At 61.0% G+C, this 22,775-nt stretch carries 10 protein-coding genes; all 10 read left to right on the top strand.

All coding sequences use genetic code 11. The features are described 5' to 3' along the window. The first annotated feature begins 54 nt into the window (after window positions 1-54). Window positions 55-6,045, top strand: a complete 5,991-nt coding sequence (locus M2447_RS01090; RefSeq protein ID WP_277557006.1) for an autotransporter outer membrane beta-barrel domain-containing protein — start codon at window positions 55-57, stop codon at window positions 6,043-6,045. A gap of 162 nt (window positions 6,046-6,207) precedes the next feature. Next, on the top strand, window positions 6,208-9,507 hold the full coding sequence (locus M2447_RS01085) for a glycoside hydrolase family 2 TIM barrel-domain containing protein (protein ID WP_277557005.1): 3,300 nt from the start codon (window positions 6,208-6,210) through the stop codon (window positions 9,505-9,507). A 282-nt stretch (window positions 9,508-9,789) separates the two neighbouring features. After that, the gene (locus tag M2447_RS01080) at window positions 9,790-11,718 is read left to right on the top strand and encodes a DNRLRE domain-containing protein (protein WP_277557004.1); all 1,929 of its coding nucleotides are present in this window, start codon (window positions 9,790-9,792) and stop codon (window positions 11,716-11,718) included. A 72-nt stretch (window positions 11,719-11,790) separates the two neighbouring features. Continuing rightward, window positions 11,791-13,785 carry a metallophosphoesterase gene (locus M2447_RS01075; protein WP_277557003.1) on the top strand — a complete coding sequence of 665 codons (1,995 nt, stop codon included), beginning with the start codon at window positions 11,791-11,793 and terminating at the stop codon, window positions 13,783-13,785. Between the two features lie 178 nt (window positions 13,786-13,963). Beyond that, window positions 13,964-14,857, top strand: a complete 894-nt coding sequence (locus M2447_RS01070; RefSeq protein ID WP_277557001.1) for a hypothetical protein — start codon at window positions 13,964-13,966, stop codon at window positions 14,855-14,857. 428 nt (window positions 14,858-15,285) lie between these two features. Beyond that, a complete protein-coding gene (locus M2447_RS01065) occupies window positions 15,286-16,377 on the top strand; it encodes an MBL fold metallo-hydrolase (protein ID WP_277508358.1) in 1,092 nt (363 codons plus the stop codon). Window positions 16,378-16,441: 64 nt separating this feature from the next. Then, window positions 16,442-17,371: a glycerophosphodiester phosphodiesterase family protein gene (locus M2447_RS01060; RefSeq protein ID WP_277557000.1), complete on the top strand. Its 930-nt coding sequence runs from the start codon at window positions 16,442-16,444 to the stop codon at window positions 17,369-17,371. 212 nt (window positions 17,372-17,583) lie between these two features. Further along, window positions 17,584-19,422 (top strand): arylsulfatase, encoded by a 1,839-nt coding sequence (locus M2447_RS01055; protein ID WP_277556999.1) that lies wholly within the window; start codon window positions 17,584-17,586, stop codon window positions 19,420-19,422. Window positions 19,423-19,437: 15 nt separating this feature from the next. After that, complete coding sequence (locus M2447_RS01050) at window positions 19,438-21,243, top strand: arylsulfatase (protein ID WP_277556998.1); 1,806 nt, start codon at window positions 19,438-19,440, stop codon at window positions 21,241-21,243. Window positions 21,244-21,334: 91 nt separating this feature from the next. Then, complete coding sequence (locus M2447_RS01045) at window positions 21,335-22,633, top strand: Gfo/Idh/MocA family oxidoreductase (RefSeq protein ID WP_277556996.1); 1,299 nt, start codon at window positions 21,335-21,337, stop codon at window positions 22,631-22,633. The last annotated feature ends 142 nt before the right edge of the window (window positions 22,634-22,775 follow it).

The following is a 22,775-nucleotide window of genomic DNA, read 5'->3' as shown; positions in this document are numbered from 1 at the left end:
AGGGCCAAGCTCGCGGGTGCCGCGGCGGCTCTTTCGCTCTTATTTGCGGCGACCATGCCTGCCGCCGATGTTTATTGGGGCGGCGGCGAAGGTTACATTACCGACGGTTACAACTGGTATGCCGATTCCAGCCTCACAATCACCGCCACTCGCAAACCCGAGGATGTAATCAATATCGCCAGCGGCACTGTGCGTATTATTTCCACCTCCACCGTTAATGACACCAATATAGGTCTTGGCTCAGGTGACGAGGCTGCGGTCATTGTTGCCGGCTTGTGGAACAACACGACTGGAGAACTCTCCATCGGCAATGGCCTTGGCAGCAAGGGATCGCTTTCCATCATCGAGTCCGGCTCAGTTCGTGCCAGCACCTTCTATGTCGGCAATTACGGTTCCGGCACCTTCTATCTCGGCGAGAATGCCACGCTTTACAATAGCGCCAACGCTTGGTTCGCCCGCAATATAGGAGGGTCGGGCACGGCCACCATTGACGGTAATTGGAATGTGGGAGGCTACATGATCGTCGGCAACATGGGAGAGAGTCCCACTGTCAACGACGGCAGTCTTCTTACTATCAATGAATCCGGCACCGTTTCCATCGCCAATTACATCCGCATCGGTAATAGCATTAATAGTTCTGGCACCGTTATTGTTCACGGACTTCTCCGGACCAACGGCACCAATGCCATCAATTCCATCGGTTATACAGGAACCAATAGCAGTAACCCAGCGTATAAAAACGCTACAGGCGTTCTTATCATCGGCCAAACTGGCACGGTCATCTTCAGTGGCACCGAAACCAGTCTTGGGCATATTGGACTGCCTTCCGGTGCCGATCATACCACCAACGCATCCGGCACCGTTCTTGTTGATGGCGTCTGGCAGATGACGGGCGGCAATCTCAAGGTTGGCCGCTCCGGTGTTGGCTACCTTAAAATCAACGAGACAGGCACTGTTACTGTTAGCACCTTTCTTACGATTGCCGACGGTAATAGTGCTTTCAACGCCAATCACACCGTTCCCGGTGCATCTAGCACCGCCATAGTCAATGGCTATTTGGGAGTCGGCACCTCCATTACGGTTGCTAATAGCGGCGTAGGATCTCTCACAATCAACGACACGGGCACTGTCTCCATTGGCTCCAGCATGAGCATTGGAGCCAAACCCACCGGCACTGGCACCGTCATCGTCGGCGGACAGCTTGACGTTGGCACAAACATCGTTGTCGGTGGTTCCGGAAACGGCACGCTTGAAATTATCAATGGTGGCACGGTTATCGCCCACGGCACGAACAATTACGTTGGCACCGCCACCACCGGCACCACCGGCCATGGCACGATTATCATTCGTTCCGGTGGTTACCTTGACACAGGCACCCGCAATAGCGAGCCCAACGCAAACTTCGGCATTGGCTGGGGTGGCACTGGCACCATGTTTATCGAGGCAGGCGGCACCGCTGTCTCTTCCGGCTTTGGCGGTGAAACCACAGCGTTTTCGCTCGGCAACAACGCCACCGGCGATGGCATCGCCACCATAGCTGGTCGGCTCATCGTCAACAACGGTTACACCGCAATCGGTCTCGCCGGCACCGGCACCCTTGAGATTGTTTCAGGCGGGCTCGTCACTGCCGACCGCGTTCTGATCGCCAGCGGCAACGCCAGCGTCGGCACGCTTCTGCTTAACGGCGGCATGCTCGAAGCCAACCAATTCGTCCTTGGCGCCGGCTCCGCCACGATTATGGCCACAGGCGGAACACTTCGCGCCAGGACCGATACCGACGACTTTTTCAAGAACTTCTCGAATCTTGACATTGGTTCCGGCACGCTCGCGCTCGATACGCAAGCTTTGGCTGTTACTGCCACCAACGCTTTTGCCGGCACCTCCGATGCCTCGCTCATCAAGCTCGGCAGCGGCAGCCTTGCGCTCACAGCGGATTCCACCGCCTTCAGCGGCACGATCGCCGTGCGGGCCGGATCCATTGTGCTCGCCGCCGATCCCAACACCAGCATCGGTGCGAAACTGGGGAATGTCTATGTTGACAACGGCGGAAGGATCAGTGCCACCGCCGCTGATGCCACGGTTGCGGAACTCACCATCGCTTCCGGCGGTTCGCTCGATATGTGTTCAGGAGCTTTTACGGCCGACAATATTACTTTGGAAAACGGAGCCATCTGGCGTTATTCGCTTACGGGCACACACGCGCTTGACGTCTCCGGCACCCTCGTCTTCGGGGGAGGCGGCTCCTTTATCTTTGATCGCGACACTTTGGAAATCGACGATATCGTCCCGGGCTCCTACACTCTCGCCACCTACACTGCCATATCGGGCACCGACTTTCTCAGCAGTTGGGCAATCACCGGTGTGGACTTCGGACTGACTGCCGACGCAGTGCTCGACATTATGTCCGTTCCAGGCACGCTTAAAATCAACATCGGCAGCGCGGGGCTCGACTTCCTCTACTGGAAGGGTGGCGACGACGTATGGGACACGGACAGCATCACATGGACGCGCACCAGCACCAGCGGTGTTGTCACCACGGCCGCTTGGAAGAACGGGGCTCTTGCCGTTTTCGCCACCGGCACTGGCACCATTGATGTTTCTGGCTTCCGCTCCGCCTTTGGCCTGCAATTCGATGATGTTGTCTACACCATCAACGGCACGGGCACGCTTGCCGCAGTGGCCGAAAATCTGGCGGTCAACACGACCGTCGCCACCGGCACGGCATTCATCAATGCAGTCATTGAGACGCCAATCCTCACCAAAACCGGCCTCGGCACGCTCAACATCGGCGGTAATGCCACTGTGGTTAATTCCACCATTGTGGACGCTGGCGCACTTGAGGTTGCCGCCACCGGCACTTTGAACACCGGCAAGATTAATATCGCCTCCGCCGCCGACAGTGAGGTTTACGTGACTGTGGCTGGTGTCGTCGAAAACACTGGCATTCTCAGCATTGCCAATGATGCCAGCGCCACCGCTTTGTTCGCCGTTGAAGCTGGCGGCACAGTCAGTTCGTCTGATGTTATTTACATCGGGGCTCAAGGCACTGCCACTGCAACCGTGGCTGGCTACCTAGGCAGCGGTTCCGACACTCACATTGGGTTTAACGCGAGCAGCCAAGGTTCCGTTTCCGTTTCGCAGGATGCAGTTTTTGAAACCCGAGGCAGCCTGACTGTTGGAAATGAGGGTTCCGCCCTTCTCGACATTGCCAACGGTGGCACCGTGCAGGCAGGGGCCAATTTTGTCATTGCCAATGCTGTGGGCTCCAGTGGCACAGTCAATGTCGACGGAATGCTCGTTGCCAACGCATTGCCTTACGTCGGTGCTGCCGGCTACGGTGAGTTGAATATCAACAGCGGCACGGTTGTGAACAACAACGGCACGCTTTACCTCGGCGGCGGTGCTGACGGCGCGTCCTCCGGCACCGGTGTCATCAATGTGACCAACAACGGCTTTCTTGATAACACCGGCAAAACCATGGTTGTCGGACGTTATGGGGTGGGCTCGGTCACTATCGAAACAGGAGGTTCCATCGCGAGCGGTAACCTTTATATCAGCGATACCTCCACAGCCAACGGCGGCATCACCATCAAAAACGGTGCACGCTGGGATGCCGGCGTCACCTATGTCGCCCAACGCGGCACTGGGGCGCTCGCCATCGAGCAGGGGGGCGAGCTTGTCTCCCTTGGTGGTGCCAACATCGCCAACACAGCCGAATCCGATGCTAACGGCACTGTTACGGTCGCGGGTCTATGGGACGCAACTGGCGGTAACTTCCAGATTGGCGTGAACGGTGTCGGCACCCTCATCATCGAACAAACCGGCACCGTCCTTGCGGGCGGCACCGATAACTACGTTCTCCTCGGCCGCTACGCCGCCGGCAGTGGCACTGCCATTGTCCGCGGATTTCTTGACACGGGCACCCGTGGGCATGCCAGCAACGCCAACTTTGGCATTGGTTGGGATGGCGCCGGCTACATGAGCATTGAGCAAACTGGCACTGTGATCGCCAGCGGCACAGGCGAAAACACTGCCGGTTTTGTCATCGGCGCTGGAGCCACCGGCAGCGGCACACTCGACCTCGCTGGCTACCTCGCCGTCAACAACGGAGACGCTCTTGTTAGTAAGGATGGCGTGGCCACGCTTAATATCGCTTCGACAGGCACGATGCTTGTGGGCGGCCATTACAAGCAGAATCACAACTCGACTCTCACTGTTGACCTTGCTTCCTCGCGCACGGATGCCTATATCACCGCCGGCAAGGCATCGCTCTCGGGCACACTCGTGCTTAACGGTGCCAGTTTCGGCTACAACACCGTGACCAAGGCTAGCGAACTCTCGGATCTTGGTGCGCTGATCGTTACCGCGTCCAATGGCATTTACGGTAACTTTACCTCCATTATCGGAATCCCAGGTGGCACGACGCCCGACTACATCACGATGGGCGGCCAGGCTAGGGATGAGGCTGATGGCACTTCTTCCTATTACGCAGGCTACCGCCTCGCATGGAATGCCATGAGTGGCGCGCATGGCACCTTCACAATCAACGAAGGCGAAACCTTTGAAGTGGACACCCCTCTTGCCAACCGCGTTGCCGATGTTGACCCGAGCTGGGACAAACGATCCCTCACCAAGCTTGGCACGGGCACCCTTATCCTCAGCGGTTCGAACAGTTTCACCGGCGCGCTCAACATCGCCGAGGGCACGGTTCAACTCGGCGGCCCCGTAGAGCATCGCTACGGTCAACTCGCCAATCACGGCGTGCTGAACATTGGCAACATTGCCTCCGACGACTACCGCTCCGTCGAGGTCAAGGGACTCTCCGGTAACGGCTCAGTTCTCATGAACGTCAACCCTGGCACCGGTGAGAGCGATCGACTCATCGTCAACGGCGACGCAGAGGGAACCCACAATCTGGTTCTCGGCGCAGCCGCCAGCTCGATCGCGCCGACCAGCGACAGCCCGGCGCCCGTCCTTGCCACGATTTCCGGCGAAAACAACGCCACCTTCACCGGCGGCCTTGACTTCGAGGGCACCAACTACGCCGTTGTCCAAAGCGCGCCCGGCACCATCATTCTCGCCACCAACGGCCAGTCCGATGCGTTCAGCGCGATCAGCAGCGTCCACGGCGCGCAAAGCGTCATGTGGTTCGCCTCCCAGGACAACCTCTACCGCCGCATCGGCGAACTGCGTTCCATCAGCGAGGAGCCCTCGGGCAAATACTCAGTCTGGCTGCGCGCCCGAGCCGAAAACTCCAGCTTCAGCTCCAGCACCAACATGCGTCCGTTTGAGATGGATCTCTACGGCTTCGAGATCGGCGCCGACAAGACTATCGCCGCCCTGTCCGGGCGCATGGCTCTCGGCGTCTACCTCGGATACGGACACGCCTCGCAAGACTTCGACGCGCGCAACGGCTCGGCCGACGGCGACAGCGACCAGCTCAGCCTCGGCGCCTATGCCGCATGGATGAACACCGAAGGTTGGTTCGCCAACGCGACCCTTACCGGCGCGCTTTACGACAACGAATTCACCTCGACCGCCCAAAACGGGTCCACTCCCACCAAGGGCAGCTACGACGACACCGCCATCGGCCTTTCTCTTGAAGTCGGCAAGCGCATCGCGCTCGACCAAAAGATCGGCGCGGGCTGGTTCGCCGAGCCTTCGACGCAGCTTTCGCTCGTGTATCTCATGCGCGACGATTACACCACCAAGGGTGACAATCTCGCCGTGGACAGCGACGACGCGACCATCGCCCGCCTGCGCGCCACACTGCGCGCCGGACGCGCTTGGAAGCTCGCCAACAGCCATATCGAAATCGCCGGACGCATTGGCGCGGCTTACGAGGATAGCTCCGGCGGTAAAATCCGCGTGAACGACGGCACCCCGTGGCGTCCCAACGTGGACGGCGCTCGTGGCGAGGCTGGTGTGGGCTTGATCTGGCGTCCGACCGCCGCCGGCCAGCTCTACTTCGACTACGAGTTCGCCACTGGCGAAGGCTATCAGAAGCCTTGGTCCATCAGCCTTGGCTACCGTCACGCGTTCTAATCAAAATACAATCTTCGTATTAATCACTTGGGAGCCGTCACACACAGACGGCTCCCATTTTCGATACGCATATCAACACACTCCGCGCACATTCGACATCACTTTCCAATGAAACACCCGTCCGCTATATTACTCCAATCGATAATGCTAATGGCGTTTGCCATGACGCCCTCGCTTCGCGCGGCCGATGTCTGGGCCGATCCGACACGGCAGCACGAGGGGCTTGAGCCCGCCGCGGCGGCGATGACCGTGTTTGCGGACTCCGCTTCCGCCCGTTCGCTCGACCGCGCGAAATCGCCTTTCTACCGCTCGCTCAATGGCGCGTGGAAATTCAACTGGGTTTCGAGTCCCGAAAAGCGTCCGCTCGATTTTTGGCGCGCCGATTTCGACGACCGCGCGTGGAAAACCATTCCCGTGCCTTCGTGCGTTGAAATCGAGGGCTACGGCATCCCCATCTACACCAACACCACCTACCCGTGGCGCGACGTGACGCCGCCCGACATTCCCGGCGACTACAATCCCGTCTCCAGTTACCGCCGCACTTTCGCCACGCCCGCAGAATGGCGGCGCGACGGACGCGAGGTGTTCATCACGTTCGACGGCGTCAGCTCGCTGTTCACCGTCTGGCTCAATGGCAAAAAACTCGGCTTCAACAAGGACAGCCGCACCGCCGCGACCTTCCGCCTCACGCCGCACCTGCGCACCGATGGCGGCGAAAACATTCTCGCAGTCGAGGTGTTCCGCTGGAACGACGGTTCGTATCTTGAGGACCAGGATTTCTGGCGACTGAGCGGCATCTTCCGCGATGTCTGGCTGTGGAGCGCGCCCGGCGTGCATCTGCGCGATTTCAAAATCACCACCACGCTCGACGCTTCGCTTCGCAATGCCACGCTCGCGCTCACCGGCGAGTTGAAAAACTACACCACCGCCGCAAGCGCCGCGTCCGTTTCCGCCGTGCTGCTCGCGCCCGGTGGCAAGCAACTCGCCTCGTTCGAGATCCCCGCGGCGAACCTCGCCGCGTCCGCCTCCGCGCGTTTCGAAAAATCCATTCCCGTCACCTCGCCCGCGCTTTGGTCCGCCGAGTCGCCCGCGCTCCACACTTTGCTCCTCACCGTGAAGGACGCCTCGGGCCGCGCGCTCGAAGTTATTCCGTGGCGCGTCGGTTTCCGGTCCGCCGAGATGCGCGACGGCCAGTTTCTCGTCAACGGCAAGCCCGTCCTTTTCCGCGGCGTGAATCGTCACGAGTGGGACGCCGACAACGGCTACACCGTCACCCGCGAGGGCATGATCGCGGACATCCTGTTGATGAAACAAAACAATCTCAACGCCGTTCGCACCTGCCACTATCCGAACACGCCCGAGTGGTATGCGCTTTGCGACGAATACGGTCTCTACGTGATCGACGAGGCCAACATCGAATCGCACGGCCAGATGAGCGAGACCTACGCGGGCCGCGCCATCGCGCTCGCCAACCTGCCCGAGTGGCACGAGGCGCATCTCGACCGCATCCGCCGCATGTATGAGCGCGACAAGAATCACGCCTGTGTCGTCGGCTGGTCGCTCGGCAACGAATCCGCGCACGGCAAGGCGTTCATCGACGGCTACAACTGGCTCAAGGCGCACGACGCCCGCCCTGTCCAATACGAGGCTGACAACAGCGGCGAGTTCACCGACGTGATTTGTCCCATGTATCCCACGCCCGAGTCGGTTGTCCACTATTCCGACCTCCCGCGCGCCAAGCCCTTCATCATGTGCGAGTATTCCCACGCGATGGGCAACAGCAACGGCGGCATTTGGGCCTACTGGCGTCCCATCTACGACGGTGCGCGCCACCTTCAGGGCGGTTTCATTTGGGACTGGGTTGATCAGGGACTGCGCACGCCCGTGCCCGCGTCGCGCAAAGTCGAATACGTCGAGAATCCGAAATCGCTCCCGCTTGATCCGAAGCTCGGCTCTTTCTACGCCTACGGCGGCAGCTTCGGCGACCCCGGACGTTTCCCGCACGACGGCAATTTCTGCGCCAACGGCCTCATCGACGCCGATCGCACGCCGCATCCCGGACTCGCCGAGGTGAAAAAAGTTTACCAGCCCGTCCAGATGCGCGCGATCGACCTCGCCGCGGCCTCGCCTGAAATCGAAATCAAAAACTGGGCCGATTTCCAAAGCACCGCCGACTGGCTCAACGCGAGCTGGCGTCTCACCGCCGAGGGCAAAACGCTCCAGCAGGGCAAGCTCTCCAGGCTCTCGGTCGCCCCGCGCGAGGCCAGGCGCGTCGCGATTCCGCTGCGCTCAATCAAGGCCGAGCCGGGCGTCGAGTATTTCCTCGAAATCGACTTCACGCTTCGCGCCGACGCGCCTTGGGCCAAGGCGGGCCACGTCGTCGCATGGGAACAATTCAAGCTGCCCATTGACGCCGTGTCTGTCGGAACCCGCGACGCAAAACCCAAGGCCGACGCCCTCGCCGTCAACGAAACCGCCGCTGCCGTTACCGTCACCGGCAAAGCCTTCTCCGCCGCCTTCGACCGCGCCACCGGCTTCCTCGTCTCGCTCAAGACCGGCGACGCCGAGCTCCTCGAAAAACCGCTCGCGCCGCACTACTGGCGCGCTCCCGTGGACAATGACCGCGGCAACAAAATGACCGATCCCGGCAATCCCGCGCGCGGCGACGCGCTTCGCTCCACCGTGAGCTACGGGGGCAAAAAACCAACCTACGCTCGCCCCTCCGCCTACGGTCCCGGCGCGTGGCGCACCGCTCCCGACTCTTGGAAACTCGACCGCTTTGATGTGGTGAAAAACGCTGGGGACGGCAGCGTCACCCTCACCGCCGCCGGCAAGCTGGAGGCGGTCAACCGCGCGCAAGTCCTCACATGGACGGTTTGCCCGAGCGGGGACATCCTTGTTTCCCTCAAACTCTACGGCGACCCCGATCTCCGCGGCGCCGCCGAGCTGCCGCGCTTCGGAATGCAGACCACGCTCCGCGCCGGATTCGACAACCTCGCTTGGTTCGGCAAAGGCCCGCACGAAACCTATTGGGATCGCCAGGACGCGCGCGTCGGTCTCTACAAAAGCAAAGTCCGCGACCAGTTTTTCCCCTACATAAAACCGCAGGAAACCGGCAACCACGTCGGCGTGCGCTGGATCGCCCTCACTGACGACAAGGGTCGCGGCCTGCTCGCCGCGAAGACTTACAACGGCCCGCTCCTCAGCGCCAACGCGCTCCACCAGACCACCGACGACCTCTTCTTCCCGACGCACAAGAAAGGGCAGTTTTATCCCTACCAGCTCCCCGAGCGCGACACGGTCACGTTCAACATCGACCTGCACCAGCGCGGACTCGGCGGCGACAACTCATGGGGACGCCTCCCGCACGAGCAATACCGCCTCAACCGCTGGGCGCTCGAATACACCTACCGCCTCCGCCCGCTCTCCGGCGGCGAGGACGTCTGGAAACTCATGCGTTAAAACGGTGATTTAAACAGAAAAATCCATTTAGACACAGAGTTCACAGAGCGCGCTCCAAGCAGCGCGACACAGAGGTCACGGAGGCCATCAAGACTTCCCCGCCACCACACGAATCGCATCGTCAAAATCAAAGGGACCGCAGATGGACACGGATAAATACAAGAATAAGGCGGTTTGTATCTGTGTTTATCTGCGTTCATCTGCGGTTAAAAAAATAACCTTTCATACGCATACAATCACCCACCCAACCAGCCGCCCTCCGTGCCCTCTGTGTCTCAAAAAATGAAACCAAAAACACGCTCCGCATTCTCCCTCGCCTCAATCACCGCATTCGCCGCCGCGCTCATCCTTCCGTTCCTCGCCGCATCCGTTTTCGCGGACACCAAAACCGCCGCCGGCACCACCGGCCCCGATTTCAAAACCATCACTTTTCAAAATGGTTCGAGCGGTTACACCGGCACGGTCGATGTCCGCGTCGCAAAAAAAATCCCCGATGCGCACGACCCGAAATCCGCCGTCTTTTGGATTCAATACGAGCGCGATCCCGAAACCAATAAATTCAAAAACAACAGCGTCGCCCTGCTTCGTTTCGACAATCTTTTCGGCAGCGCCCCCGGCCAGATTCCCCCCGGTTCGCCCATCGTCAAGGCTACCCTCCGTCTCCACTCCGGGCACTCCAAAAACGCCGACAGCCGCAATCGTCTCAACCTAAACCGCATGCTGGTTCCGTGGGACGCTTCCGCCGCGTGGAATTATCCCGCGTGGGGCCGCAATGGCATCCAGGCCGACGATCGCGAGGCGGCCGCCGAGCCCGACGACCTCGCCATTTTTAACGAAAAAGATGTCGCCCGCGACTTCGACGTCACCCGGACGCTGCGCGCCTGGTCCGGCGGCGCGCCCAATCACGGCTGGCTCCTGCATCACGTTTTCCGCAAGACCTCCAACGCGCTTGGCATTGTCTCCTCGTATTCAAAAACCGCCCAAAAACGCCCGCAACTCACCATCACCTACGACGCCAATCCCGCCAACCGCGCGCCCGTCGCCGCAAACCTTGCCGCCGCCCGCGCCGCGCCCGGCTCCGCCACGCTCTCCCTGCGCGCCGACGATCCCGACGGCGGCCCGCTCACCGTCACCTTCCTCGCCCGACGCCGCCCCGCCGCGGCCCGCGACTTCAATCTCGTCCTGCTCCCCGACACCCAATATTACGTCCGCGAGCGCCACAACGGCACGCCCGCAATGTTCATTGCGCAAACCGACTGGGTCATTCGCCACGCCCGCCCCCTCAACATCGCCGCCGTGCTTCACCTCGGCGACATCACCGACCGCGGCGACGTCGAGCGCAACGAATGGGTCAACGCCGTCAACGCCATGTATCGGCTCGGCGATCCCGCCGCCACCGGCCGCCCCGAAGGCATCCCCTACATCCTCGCCGTCGGCAACCACGACCAGCGTTACGAAAACGGCACGTGGGAAGGCCCCGCGACGCTCTTCAACGAATATTTCGGCGTGAAACATTTTTCGCAAAAAAGCTACTACGGCGGCCACTACGGAAAGAATAATAACAACTACTATGTATTCTTCGACTCGGGTCCCGAGAAATTCGTCGTCGTCTCCCTCGAATACGACGCGCCCGCGAAGCGCCCCGAAGTCCTCCAGTGGGCCGACGGCATTTTGAAAAAGCACGCCGACCGCCGCGCCATCATCATCACCCATTCCACGCTCACCCCCGGCATCCAGTCCGCGCACACCAAGGACGGCGCCGCCGCCTACGCCGCGCTCAAGGGCAACAAAAACCTCATGCTCATCATCGGCGGACACATCACCGGCGAGGGTCGTCGCACCGACACCTTCAACGGCTCCACCGTCCACTCCATCCTCATGGATTTTCAGTCCGACAAAAACGGCGGCGACGGCATGCTCGGCATCCTCACGCTCTCCCCGCGCACCAACAAAATCCACGCCGCCGTCTTTTCCCCGCACGCCAACCGCGGACGGCTCGACGGCAGCGCGACCTACACGCTCGACTACGACTTCGGCGCAAAAATCGAACCCTTCGCCAAAGTCGCCACCGTCGAGATTTCCGCCGGCGCGCCCGCGACCGCGACATTGGACAACATGGACGCCTCCGCCACCTACGAATGGGTCGCCGAAATCAGCGACAAAGGCAAAACCACGCGCACGAGCGCGCAGGCGCTGCGCGCCCAGCGCTAATGAATAATGAAAAATGAATAATGAATAATGATTTTCACTCCGCAGTATAAACAAACCTCAATCCAGCCTCCCATGCATTCTTCATTTTTCATTATTCATTCTTCATTAGCAAAGCGCCTCGCGCGCTTTGCGTTTTCCGCCGCATTTCTTCTTGCCGCGCCCGTTGCGTTTTCCGCCGTCGCGCCGGTTCACACCGACTTTGAGCGCGGAGCTCCGTCGGACATCGACGAAAACAAACTCACCACCGCCATTGATTCTAGCCGCGCGCACTCCGGAAAAAATTCACTGCGCATCACCTCCGCGACGAAGGCCGCGTGGGGATACTACTCGCTCGAACTCGACGGCAAGCTGGACTTCTCCGAAAACTACGATTTCTCCGTCTGGGTTTACACCGAGAAAGCCACGAAAATCTCGGTCTACATCTCCGCCGAGGACAGCACCGGCGAGCGCTACACGATGATCAACGGCGCCGGAGCCATCAAACCCGGCCAATGGTCGCGCCTGAGCGGACGGGTATTTGCGGGCGACTGGCGCAAACAGGATCGCACTTACCGCTTCATCGTCCGCGCCAACGGCACCTACTGGATCGACGACCTCTCGCTGCGCCCCAACCCTGAAAAAACGCCCGCGCAAATCTGGCCCCAACTCAAAACCGCCCTCAACTCCGCAGCGGGCAAGCGCGCCTCCTCGCTCAAGCCCGGCGGCAGCCTCGCGCTCGACACCCGCAACGCCGCCCTCGCCCCCGACATCGCCCGCGCGGAAACTTCGCTGCCCGCCGAAGCCGCCGCCACCATTCCCGCAGACGGCATGCTCGTCTTTGCCATCGACGCCAAGGACGACCTGAGCCTCACCGGTTCGCTCCAACTCGAGCCCGACGCCGACCTGCAACCCGGACTGCGCGTTACCGTGCTCGCGAACGACACCGTCATCGCGGCCCCCGCCGTGAAAGCCGACGCGTGGAAAGCCGTCCGTCGTCCGCGCGGCGCGCGCACCATCCACGGCGTTCCCGAAGGACTCCGCGGCGAACGCCCGCCCGCCACCATCGCGCTCACGCCGTTCCGCCTCGCGAAAGGCCGCAACTACATCACCGTCGCCAGCCCGCATTTCCGCGGCGCGGGCAACTTCGCAAAACTCGAACTCCGCGCCGACGCCAAGCCCGCCGAGAAACCGCTCTACGCCTTCGGACTCCTCTCCGACACGCACCTCAGCTACAACCGGCGCGAATGGCGCAACACCATGGCCGGCGCGCCCTCAGGCCCTCAACTTGAGGCCGTGCTCCGCCAGCTCAAACGCGAGGACGCCGCCTTCGCCATCATCGCGGGTGACATGACCGACGACGCCCGCCGCGACCAATTCTCCGACCTCGCCCGCGTCATCAAGCGCGCCGGCCTCCCCGTTTACGGCTGCATCGGCAATCACGACACCTCGCGCAACTCCCGCAAGGACATCGCCGCCACCATCCCGATGCTTTTCCCCGACGGCCCGAAAAACACCGATTACGCCTTCGCCCGCCCGCCGCTGCGCTTCATCGTGCTCGACGGTTCCCACTGGCGCGATTCGTCCGGAAAACTCCACGACCACCGCACCAAGAAAAACGACAAAACCACCCTCCGCGACGGCGCGCTCGACTGGTTGCGCGACACGCTCGCGCAGGACACCGCCACGCCCACCATTGTCGTTTCGCACTATCCGTTTTATTCGCACGGCGGCGTTTCGCCCGTGAGCGGTTACGACCGCGGCAACTCTCATTTGAACAAGAACCTCATGGACGTCCTCGACGCCGCCCCCAACGTCGTCGCCGCGATGAACGGCCACATGCACTACAACGAAGTCGCCACGCACAAAGGCATCGCCTGCATCCAGAACCCGGCCTTCGCCGAGTGGCCCAACGCCTACCGTGTGTGCCGCGTTTATTCCGACCGCCTGGAGTGGGAAGTGCGCCAGCTTCCCAACCGCGGCCTCATCCGCGAAGAGTTCATCCCCGAGCTCGCCCTCGCATGGCAGCTTTCCACCGACGAAGGCGACCTCGCCGGCAGCGTCAACCTGGCTCCCCGCGCCAAAAAATAATCCCGTAGGGGCGTCGCTTGCGACGCCCTCCGCATAATCTTCGCTCAGAATTCAAACAAAGTAATCCGCAGATGAACGCGGATTAACACAGATACAAACCATATTATTATTTCTGTATTTATCTGCGTCCATCTGTGTTCATCTGCGGTTAAAAATAAATTTCAATATGTCAAAAATCATGAACCCGAAAACACCGCATCCCCGCGCTCCATTCCTCCCGATTTTCGCTTGCGCCTTCGCGCTCGCCGCCATGTTTCCTGTGCTCGTCACGGCGCAGCCGAAAATCGTCCAGAAGGCCACGCTTGAATATGATTTTCCCGGCAGATACGAGGGCCAGGCCGCGCAGGGCATGGCGATTTACGAGGAGGTTGCCCTGCTTTTTAACAACGAGGGGCATTGCCGGGTTTATAATCTGATAACCAAGAAAAAACTCACCGAGTTCAACCTCGCCAGCCACGGCGGCTCCAATCACGTCAACTGCGTTTCCTTCGGCGTCGAGCAGCCCAAGGGGGCGTATTTTCCGGTGATCTACGTCTCCGAGTGCTACGGCAACCGCCAGTGTTTTGTCGAAAGCATCTCGCCCAAGGGGCCGCGCCTGCTCCAGACCCTCACAATAAAAACCGGCGGCATTGAGGAGCGCAGTTTTGACTGGGTGGTGGATCGCGAGAATAAATTCATCTACTCGCTCGCCAGCTATTCGAAGGATGGACGGAAGGGCGTTCAAGTCACCAAGTGGCCCCTGCCTCCCCTCGGGAAAAAGAAAATCACCTTCCAGAAAGCCGACATGCTTGATCAGTTTTACGTGTTCTTTCCGAATCTCACCCAAGGCGCGTGCATCCGAAAAAATTATCTCTACCTGCCCGTTGGTCTCCATGACGCACCCGAGGGAGCGCCGGAGTTCAAGAGCCGCGAAATCATCGTCGTCAACCTGAAGACAAAGAAGATCGAGAAGAGCATAGACATCAACGCGAGCTGTCCCTACGAGCCGGAGGACTGCGATTTCTATGGCGACACCCTGCTTTTATATTGCGGCCAGCAAGGCGGCCTCTGGCGCATCCCCGGCGTTTTATAAAAACTGAAAAATACATTTAAACACAGAGACCACGGATATCCGACACAGAGACCACGGAGACCTGAAAGACACCACTCATCCACATCAAAGCGAATATCCAAAATGACCACGGATTACACGGATTAACACGGATAATTCCTGTAGGGGCGTCGCTTGCGACGCCCGGATCGCCATCCGTGTATATCCGTGTAATCCGTGGTCAAAAATAACTTAATTTTTCATCTTAATTTTTTAATCCAAACCCAAGAAGCCGCAGATGAACGCAGATTAACACAGATTCAAACCACCTATTCCTGTATTTATCTGCGTTCATCTGTGTCCATCTGCGGTTAAAAAAACAAAAACTCCAACACGCCTTAAAATCATCCAAACAGCCAGCCGTCCTCCGCGCCCTCCGTGGCTCTCCGTCTCCTCTGTGTTCCAAAAAAATGAACTTCAAAATTCCACACCACCTTGCCGCTCTCGCCCTGACTTTTATTTTCGCCGCCCCCATTCCCGTCGTCGCGCAAACTCCCGCAAAGCAGCCCGCCGACACGCAAAGGGCGTTTAGCTTTATAAAAAAATCCGATGCCATGCTTCAGGAGCAGGCGCGGGTCATCTTCAACCAAGCCCGCAAGGTTTTCGCCGCGCACCCGCCCTCCGCCACGCCTTCCGACGAACGCCTGCTCGCCTTCTACGCGCTCGACTCGCTCTTCCACGACACCCGACTCGACAAGGGCGAGGCGTTCACAGAGTTCATGGAGGACACCGCCAAGCGCGTCGCCGCCACCCTCGCCGGCCCCAAGCCCGCCTCCGGGCTGCGCATCATCCGTTTTTATAATCACGGTTTTATTTTGCAAACGCCCACGGTCACGATCGCCATCGACATCGTGCGCGGCGGCAAGCGCGTCATCACCGGCATCGAGGAGGAACCCTATCTCGACCTGGAACTCATGCGCCCGATCATCGAGCGTTGCGACGCGCTTTTTGTTTCGCATCCGCACAACGACCATGCCGACCTCCGCGTCGCCAAACTTTTCATCGAGGCCGGCAAACCCGTCGTCGCGCCGCCCGGACTTTGGACGGATGTTTCGCCGCTCATCACCCATCCGCGCGCCGCCGACGCCACCGAGCCGATCGATTTCACCGTCGCGCTCCGCTCTCTCAAGACCCCGCTCGCCGTGCGCGTTTATCCCGGCCACCAAGGCAAGGTGCCCAACAACCTCTACGCGATCACCACGCCCGAGGGAAAGACCATCCTGCACTCCGGCGACCAGACCGGCGGCGGCGCGGACCTCCCCAAGCTTCTCAAAATCCGCGAGCAAATCCGCGTGGATGTTTTCCTCCCGCAATGCTGGATGGCGCGCCTCCCGCTCGTCGTGGAAGGCGTCGCGCCCGCGCTTGTGCTCACCGGCCACGAAAACGAAATGGGCCACACCATTGACCACCGCGAATCCTACTGGCAATGTGTGCGCCGTGTGCAAAAACTCTCCGCCCCCGTCATCCTCACCGCCTGGGGTGAGCATGTGGACATTCCCTGACCAACCCGCCCCGACTTCCATCCGACTTTTTTCCCGATAACTCTGAAATAAAAACACACAACCCATGAAAAAAACACCGCATATCATCCTCACCCTCGCGCTGGCCCTGATGCTCGGCGCCGCATTGAACGCCGCCGACCGCGTTGACCAACTGCGCGCGAAACTCTTCTCGCGCGACATCCCCGACGTGCTCGTCGTCGCGCATCGCGGCGACTGGCGTTACGCGCCCGAAAACTCCATGCAAGGCATCGAGCGCTCGATCTCGCTGGGCGTGGATGTCGTCGAGGTTGACTTGCAGCGCACCAAGGACGGCGTGCTCATCCTCATGCACGACAGCACGCTTGAACGCACCACCTCCTACAAAGGCAAGGGCGGCGACAAGGGCAAGGTCTCCGAGAAAACCCTTGAGGAAATCAAAAAACTCACCCTCAAAAACGGCTGCGGAATCAGGACCAAGCACAAAGTCCCCACGCTTGAGGAACTGCTCGTCGCCACCAAGGGCCGCGTGCTCATCAACCTCGACAAGGCCGACCGCTATTTCGACGAAGTCTTCGCGCTCCTCAAAAAAACCGGCACCACCCGACAAATCATCATGAAAGGCGGCAAGCCCAACGACGAGGTCAAGCGACTCTACGGCGCGTATCTCGACGAGGTCATCTACATGCCCATCGTCAACCTCGACAAACCGAACGCCGAGCAAATCATCCGCGATTTCCGCGCCGGCATCAACCCCGTCGCCTACGAGCTGCTCTACAAGCACGACACCAACCCGCTCCCCAAAAAACTCGCGCGCGAACTGAAGGGCAACGCGCTCATCTGGTATAACACGCTTTGGGAAAATATGGCCGGCGGCCACGAGGACGAGTGCGCGATCACGCAAGGCCCCGACGCCGCCTACGGCTACCTGATCGACAACCTCGGCACGCGCATCATCCAAACCGACCGCTCCGAGCTCCTGCTCGACTACCTGAAAAAACGCCGCCTGCACGACTGATTTCACTTCGATAATATCAGGTAGGGCGAACCGTCTCGGTGAGCCGAAATATTCTCGGCTCACCCGGAGGGTTCGCCCTACCAAAAAACCGCAGCTAAACACAGATTCAAACCACACTGTTATTGTATTTAATCTGCGCCCATCCGCGTTCATCTGCGGTTAAAAAAACATTCCCCGAAAATCCCATGCGAAACCCCGCAGTTACATCCCTTATGAAACCCGCCACCCTCACCGCCGCGGCCTTCGCCGCCGTCACGCTCCCGCTCGCCGCCGCCGACAAGGCGCCCGCGCCCGGAAAACAACCGAACATTATCGTCATCCTTTCGGACGACATGGGCTACTCGGACATTGGTTGTTACGGCAGCGAAATTCGCACCCCCGCGCTCGACGCCCTTGCCGCCCGCGGCCTCCGGTTCACCCAATTTTACAACGGCGCCCGCTGCTGCCCCACGCGCGCGGCGCTGCTCACCGGACTCTACGCGCACCAAGCCGGCATGGGCGCCATGACCCGCAATCACAAACTCCCCGGCTACACCGGCTCCATTCGCGAAAACTGCATGACCATCGCCGAAATGCTCCGCCCCGCCGGCTACGCCACTTACGCCGTTGGCAAATGGCATGTTTCCCGCAACGCCAAAGAGACGCAAAACCTCCCCCTCCAGCGCGGCTTCGACCACTACTACGGAATGCTAATCGGCTCCGCCAGCTATTACGACCCCTCCGCGCTTGCCCGCGACAACACCATCATCACCCCCTACAACGACCCCGAGGGCTACCGCCCCGCCAATAATCAATTTTATCTCACCGACGCCATTGGCGACAACGCCATCCGCTACCTCGAGCAGCACGCGCGCAAAAATTCCGTCTCCGCCGACGCGTCCAAACCCTTCTTCATGTATGTCGCGTTCACCGCGGCGCACTGGCCCCTGCAAGCCTTCCCCGAGGACATTGCCAAATACAAGGGCGCCTACGATGCCGGTTACGACGCCATCCGCCAGGCCCGTCATAAACGCCTGGCCGAACTCGGACTACTCCCGCCCGGCACCAAGCTCTCCCCGCCCGACAACACCGCGTGGAAAGACATCCAGGACAAGGAATGGGAAATCCGGTGCATGGAAGTTTACGCCGCCATGATTGACCGCATGGACCAAAACATAGCCCGCATCGTCGCCCACCTCAAAACCACCGGCCAACTCGACAACACCGTCATCTTCTTCATGCAGGACAACGGCGCCTGCGCCGAAATCTTCACCCAGCGGGAAGACCTCACGTTCCGCTGGCACAACGGCCCCCCCTACAGCCACGCCGAGCGCCGCGTCCTCATGCGCGAGCGCCCCAACGCCGCCACCGCCACCTACGCGCCCCTCGGCCCCGACGACCTCCAGACGAGAAACTATCCCGTGCAAACCCGCGACGGACGCCCCATGCGCACAGGCCCCGCGGTCATGCCCGGCCCCGACGACACCTACATCGGCTACGGACAGGACTGGGCCAATGTCTCCAACACTCCCTTCCGCGAATACAAACACTGGGTTCACGAAGGCGGCATCAGCACGCCGCTCATCGTCCACTGGCCCGCCGGCATCCCCGCCGCGCTCAACAACACCCTTGTCCGCACGCCCGCGCACATCATCGACATCGCCTCAACCTGCGTTGACCTGGCCGGCGCAAAATATCCAGCCAAGCGCGGCGACACCGCGCTCACGCCGCTCGCCGGCATCAGTCTGCGCCCGCTCTTCACCGGCGCCCAAGTCCACCGTCCCTCGCCGCTATTCTGGGAGCACGAGGGCAACCGCGCCGTGCGCGACGGCGACTGGAAACTCGTCGCCAAGGATCGCAATGGCCCTTGGGAACTCTACAACATGGCCACCGACCGCACCGAGCTCAACAACCTCGCCGCGCAACACAAGGACATCGCCAACCGCCTCGCCGCCGCATGGGAAAACTGGGCCGTTGAGGCCAAGGCCAAACCCTGGCCGTGGGACAAGGCTCCCCCCGCCCAAGGCGGCGCGGCCAAGTCAAAATCAAAAAACAAGTCCGCCAAAAAATAACCGGTCATTCTTTCCATGAAACCCGCCACCCTCACCGCCGCGGCCCTTGCCGCCGCCACACTCCCGCTTGCCGCCACCGCCGCCGACAAGACGCCCGCATCCGTGAAACAGCCGAACATTATAATCATCCTCAGCGACGACATGGGCTATACCGACATCGGCTGCTACGGCGGGGAAATCCGCACGCCCGCAATCGACAAGCTCGCGCAGCGCGGCCTGCGCTTCACGCAGTTCTACAACAACGCCCGCTGCTGCCCCACGCGCGCCTCGTTGCTCACCGGCCTCTACGCGCACCAAGCCGGCATGGGCGGCATGAACCGCAACCAAAAACACCCCGGTTACACCGGCTCGCTGCGCGACAACTGCGTGACCATTGCCGAAATGCTTCGCCCCGGAGGTTATTCCACCTACGCCGTCGGCAAATGGCACGTCTCGCTCGAATCAGGCGAACCGGCAAACTGGCCCTTGCGGCGCGGCTTCGACAAGTTCTACGGCACCATTCTCGGCTACGGCAGTTTTTATGACCCCGCCACGCTCTGCCGTGACAACACCCTCATCACCCCCCTCAACGACCCCGGCTACAAACCGCCATCGGGAAAATATTATTACACCGACGCCATCGCCGACAACGCCGTGCTCTATATCAAGCAGCACCAGCGCGACAACGCCGCCGCGGACGGCTCCGCGTCCAAACCCTTCTTCATGTATGTCGCCTTCACCGCCGCGCACTGGCCCATGCACGCGCTGCCCGAGGACATCGCAAAATACAAGGGCGTTTATGACAACGGCTACGACCCCGTCCGCGTCGCGCGCCACAAACGCGCAATCGAACTCGGAGTCCTCCCGCCCGGCACGAAACTCACCCCGTCCGACAATGCCGGCTGGGACAACGTGAAGGACAAGGCGTGGGAAGCCCGCTGCATGGAAGTTTACGCCGCCATGATTGACCGCATGGACCAGGGCATCGCGCGCATTGTCGCCCAACTCGACGCATCCGGCCAGCTCGACAACACCATCATCATGTTCATGCACGATAACGGCGGTTGCGCCGAGCCGCAAGGCCGCCAGCCCGAGCCCGCCGCCAACGTGCCCGCGCCCGGCGAGACATTCCGTCCCCTCGGCCCCGACGAGCCCCAGCCCAAGGCCCGCCCTCCTCACATGCAAGCGCGCGACGGACGCCCCATCCGCACCGGCGTCGGCACGATGCCCGGCCCCGAGGACACCTACATCGGCTACGGACACGACTGGGCCAACGTCTCCAACACGCCCTTCCGCGAATACAAGCACTGGGTGCACGAGGGCGGCATCAGCACGCCGCTCATCGTCCACTGGCCCGCCGGCATCCCCGCCGCGCTCAACGGCACATTTGTGCGTCCGCCCGCGCACATCATCGACTTGGCCGCCACCTGTGTTGACCTGGCCGGCGCGAAATATCCCGCCAAGCGCGGCGACACCGCGCTCACACCGCTCGCCGGTGTCAGTCTGCGTCCGCTCTTCACCGGCGCGCAAACCTTGCAACGCCCCGCGCCAATATTCTGGGAGCACGAGGGCAACCGCGCCGTGCGCGATGGCGACTGGAAGCTCGTCGCCAAGGGCTCCGACGGCCCTTGGGAGCTCTACAACATTGCAGCCGACCGTGCCGAGCTCAACAACCTCGCCGCGCAGCACAAGGACATCGCCAACCGCCTCGCCGCCGCATGGGAAAACTGGGCCATTGAGGCCAAGGCCAAACCCTGGCCCTGGGACAAAATCAAGCCCGGAAACGCCAACGCCAAAAAAACAAAAACCAAAAACAAAAGAAATAAAGGCGCGAAAAGTTAGACGCGTTGTGCCGTCCATGGCCGCCTTCCAATCTTCAACGCAATATTTTCACCACTAAACAAACACTAAATCCCAAGCCTAAATAAAAACCATGTCCTCATTCACCCGTCGCCAATTCCTCGGCACCGCCGCCGCGCTCTCCGCCGCCCCGCTCCTTTCAAAACTTCCCGCCGCCGCGTTTGCGTCCGGCTCGGACCGCCTCAAGGTCGGCCTCATCGGCTCCGGCGGCCGCGGTGTCAGCGCCATGCGCAACTGCCTCGACGCCGATCCCTCCGTGATCGTCTGGGCCATCGGCGACGCCTTCGCCGACCGTCTCGAAAGCGCCCGCGACAACCTGGTCAACGGCACCCCGAAAAGCCGCCGCCCGCGCCCGCCCGTCGCGCCCGAGCGCCTCGCCATTCCGCCCGAGCGCCAGTTCGTCGGCCTCGACGCCTACAAAAAAGTCATCAACTCCGGCGTCGATCTCGTCATCCTCGCCACGCCGCCGCAATTCCGCCCGGAACACATGGAGGCCGCCATCAACGCCGGCGTGCACGTCTTCGCCGAAAAACCCGTCGCCGTGGATGTCGCCGGCGTGCGTCGCGTCATCTCCGTCGGCGAGCTGGCGAAACAAAAACGCCTCGCGATCGTCGCCGGCACGCAATTCCGCTACAGCGACCACTACATCGAGACCATGCGTCGCGTTCACGACGGCGATATCGGCGAGCTTGTCGGCGGGCAGTTTTATTATCTGACAAACGGGCTCTGGCATCACGCGCGCAAACCCGGCTGGACGGATATGGAATACCAAATTCGCAACTGGCTTTATTACACCTGGTTGAGCGGCGACCACATCGTCGAGCAGCACATCCACAACCTCGACGTCATGAACTGGGCCTTCGGCGGCCCGCCCATCAAGGCCCTCGGCATGGGCGGACGCCAGAGCCGCACCGACCCGAAGTATGGCAACATTTTTGACCACTTCGCCGTCGAGTATGAATACGCCAACGGCGTCCGCGTGCAAAGCATGTGCCGCCAGGCGCCCGGCGCGTCCACCCGCTCCAACAACGAGCGACTCGTAGGCACCAAGGGCACCGCCCGGCTCCCCGCCGCCATCACCGGCCCGAAAGCATGGAAGTTCACCGACGACACGCCCAACGGCCTCGTCGCCGAGCACGTCGCGCTAATCAAAGGCATCCGCAACGGCAACCCGCTCAACGACGCCAAACGCGTCGCCGAAAGCACTCTGACCGCAATCCTCGGGCGCAACTCCGCCTACACCGGGCGCGAAATCAACTACGCGTGGCTGCTCAACGCCTCCAAGGAAAACCTCACGCCCGAAACCTGCCGCTTCGACATGGCCCCGCCGAAAAGCGAGATCGCCATCCCTGGCGTCACGCCGCTCGTGTGACCTCCTGGGAGCGCGGGCGTCCCGCCCGCACAAACCTCCAAACCTGCGGGCAAGATGCCCGCGCTCCCGGGATAATCCCGCCTCCCAATATCCCTGCCACTTCGGAAAACCACCACCAACAACCGCCAGCCATCCGCCACAC

It is taken from the genome of Ereboglobus sp. PH5-10, from assembly GCF_029504735.1.
In the GTDB taxonomy this organism is placed as follows: Bacteria; Verrucomicrobiota; Verrucomicrobiia; order Opitutales; family Opitutaceae; genus Ereboglobus.
Note: the sequence above shows the minus strand (reverse complement) of the source record. Positions and strands in the feature narration are given on the sequence as shown.

What these genes read in the sequence shown, in the direction of transcription:
- M2447_RS01075 (WP_277557003.1), top strand. Translation starts at nt 11,791, where the DNA reads ATGCATTCTTCATTTTTCATTATTCATTCTTCATTAGCAAAGCGCCTC.
- M2447_RS01050 (WP_277556998.1), top strand. Translation starts at nt 19,438, where the DNA reads ATGAAACCCGCCACCCTCACCGCCGCGGCCCTTGCCGCCGCCACACTC.
- M2447_RS01080 (WP_277557004.1), top strand. Translation starts at nt 9,790, where the DNA reads ATGAAACCAAAAACACGCTCCGCATTCTCCCTCGCCTCAATCACCGCA.
- M2447_RS01085 (WP_277557005.1), top strand. Translation starts at nt 6,208, where the DNA reads ATGACGCCCTCGCTTCGCGCGGCCGATGTCTGGGCCGATCCGACACGG.
- M2447_RS01090 (WP_277557006.1), top strand. Translation starts at nt 55, where the DNA reads ATGCCTGCCGCCGATGTTTATTGGGGCGGCGGCGAAGGTTACATTACC.
- M2447_RS01055 (WP_277556999.1), top strand. Translation starts at nt 17,584, where the DNA reads ATGAAACCCGCCACCCTCACCGCCGCGGCCTTCGCCGCCGTCACGCTC.
- M2447_RS01065 (WP_277508358.1), top strand. Translation starts at nt 15,286, where the DNA reads ATGAACTTCAAAATTCCACACCACCTTGCCGCTCTCGCCCTGACTTTT.
- M2447_RS01070 (WP_277557001.1), top strand. Translation starts at nt 13,964, where the DNA reads ATGAACCCGAAAACACCGCATCCCCGCGCTCCATTCCTCCCGATTTTC.
- M2447_RS01045 (WP_277556996.1), top strand. Translation starts at nt 21,335, where the DNA reads ATGTCCTCATTCACCCGTCGCCAATTCCTCGGCACCGCCGCCGCGCTC.
- M2447_RS01060 (WP_277557000.1), top strand. Translation starts at nt 16,442, where the DNA reads ATGAAAAAAACACCGCATATCATCCTCACCCTCGCGCTGGCCCTGATG.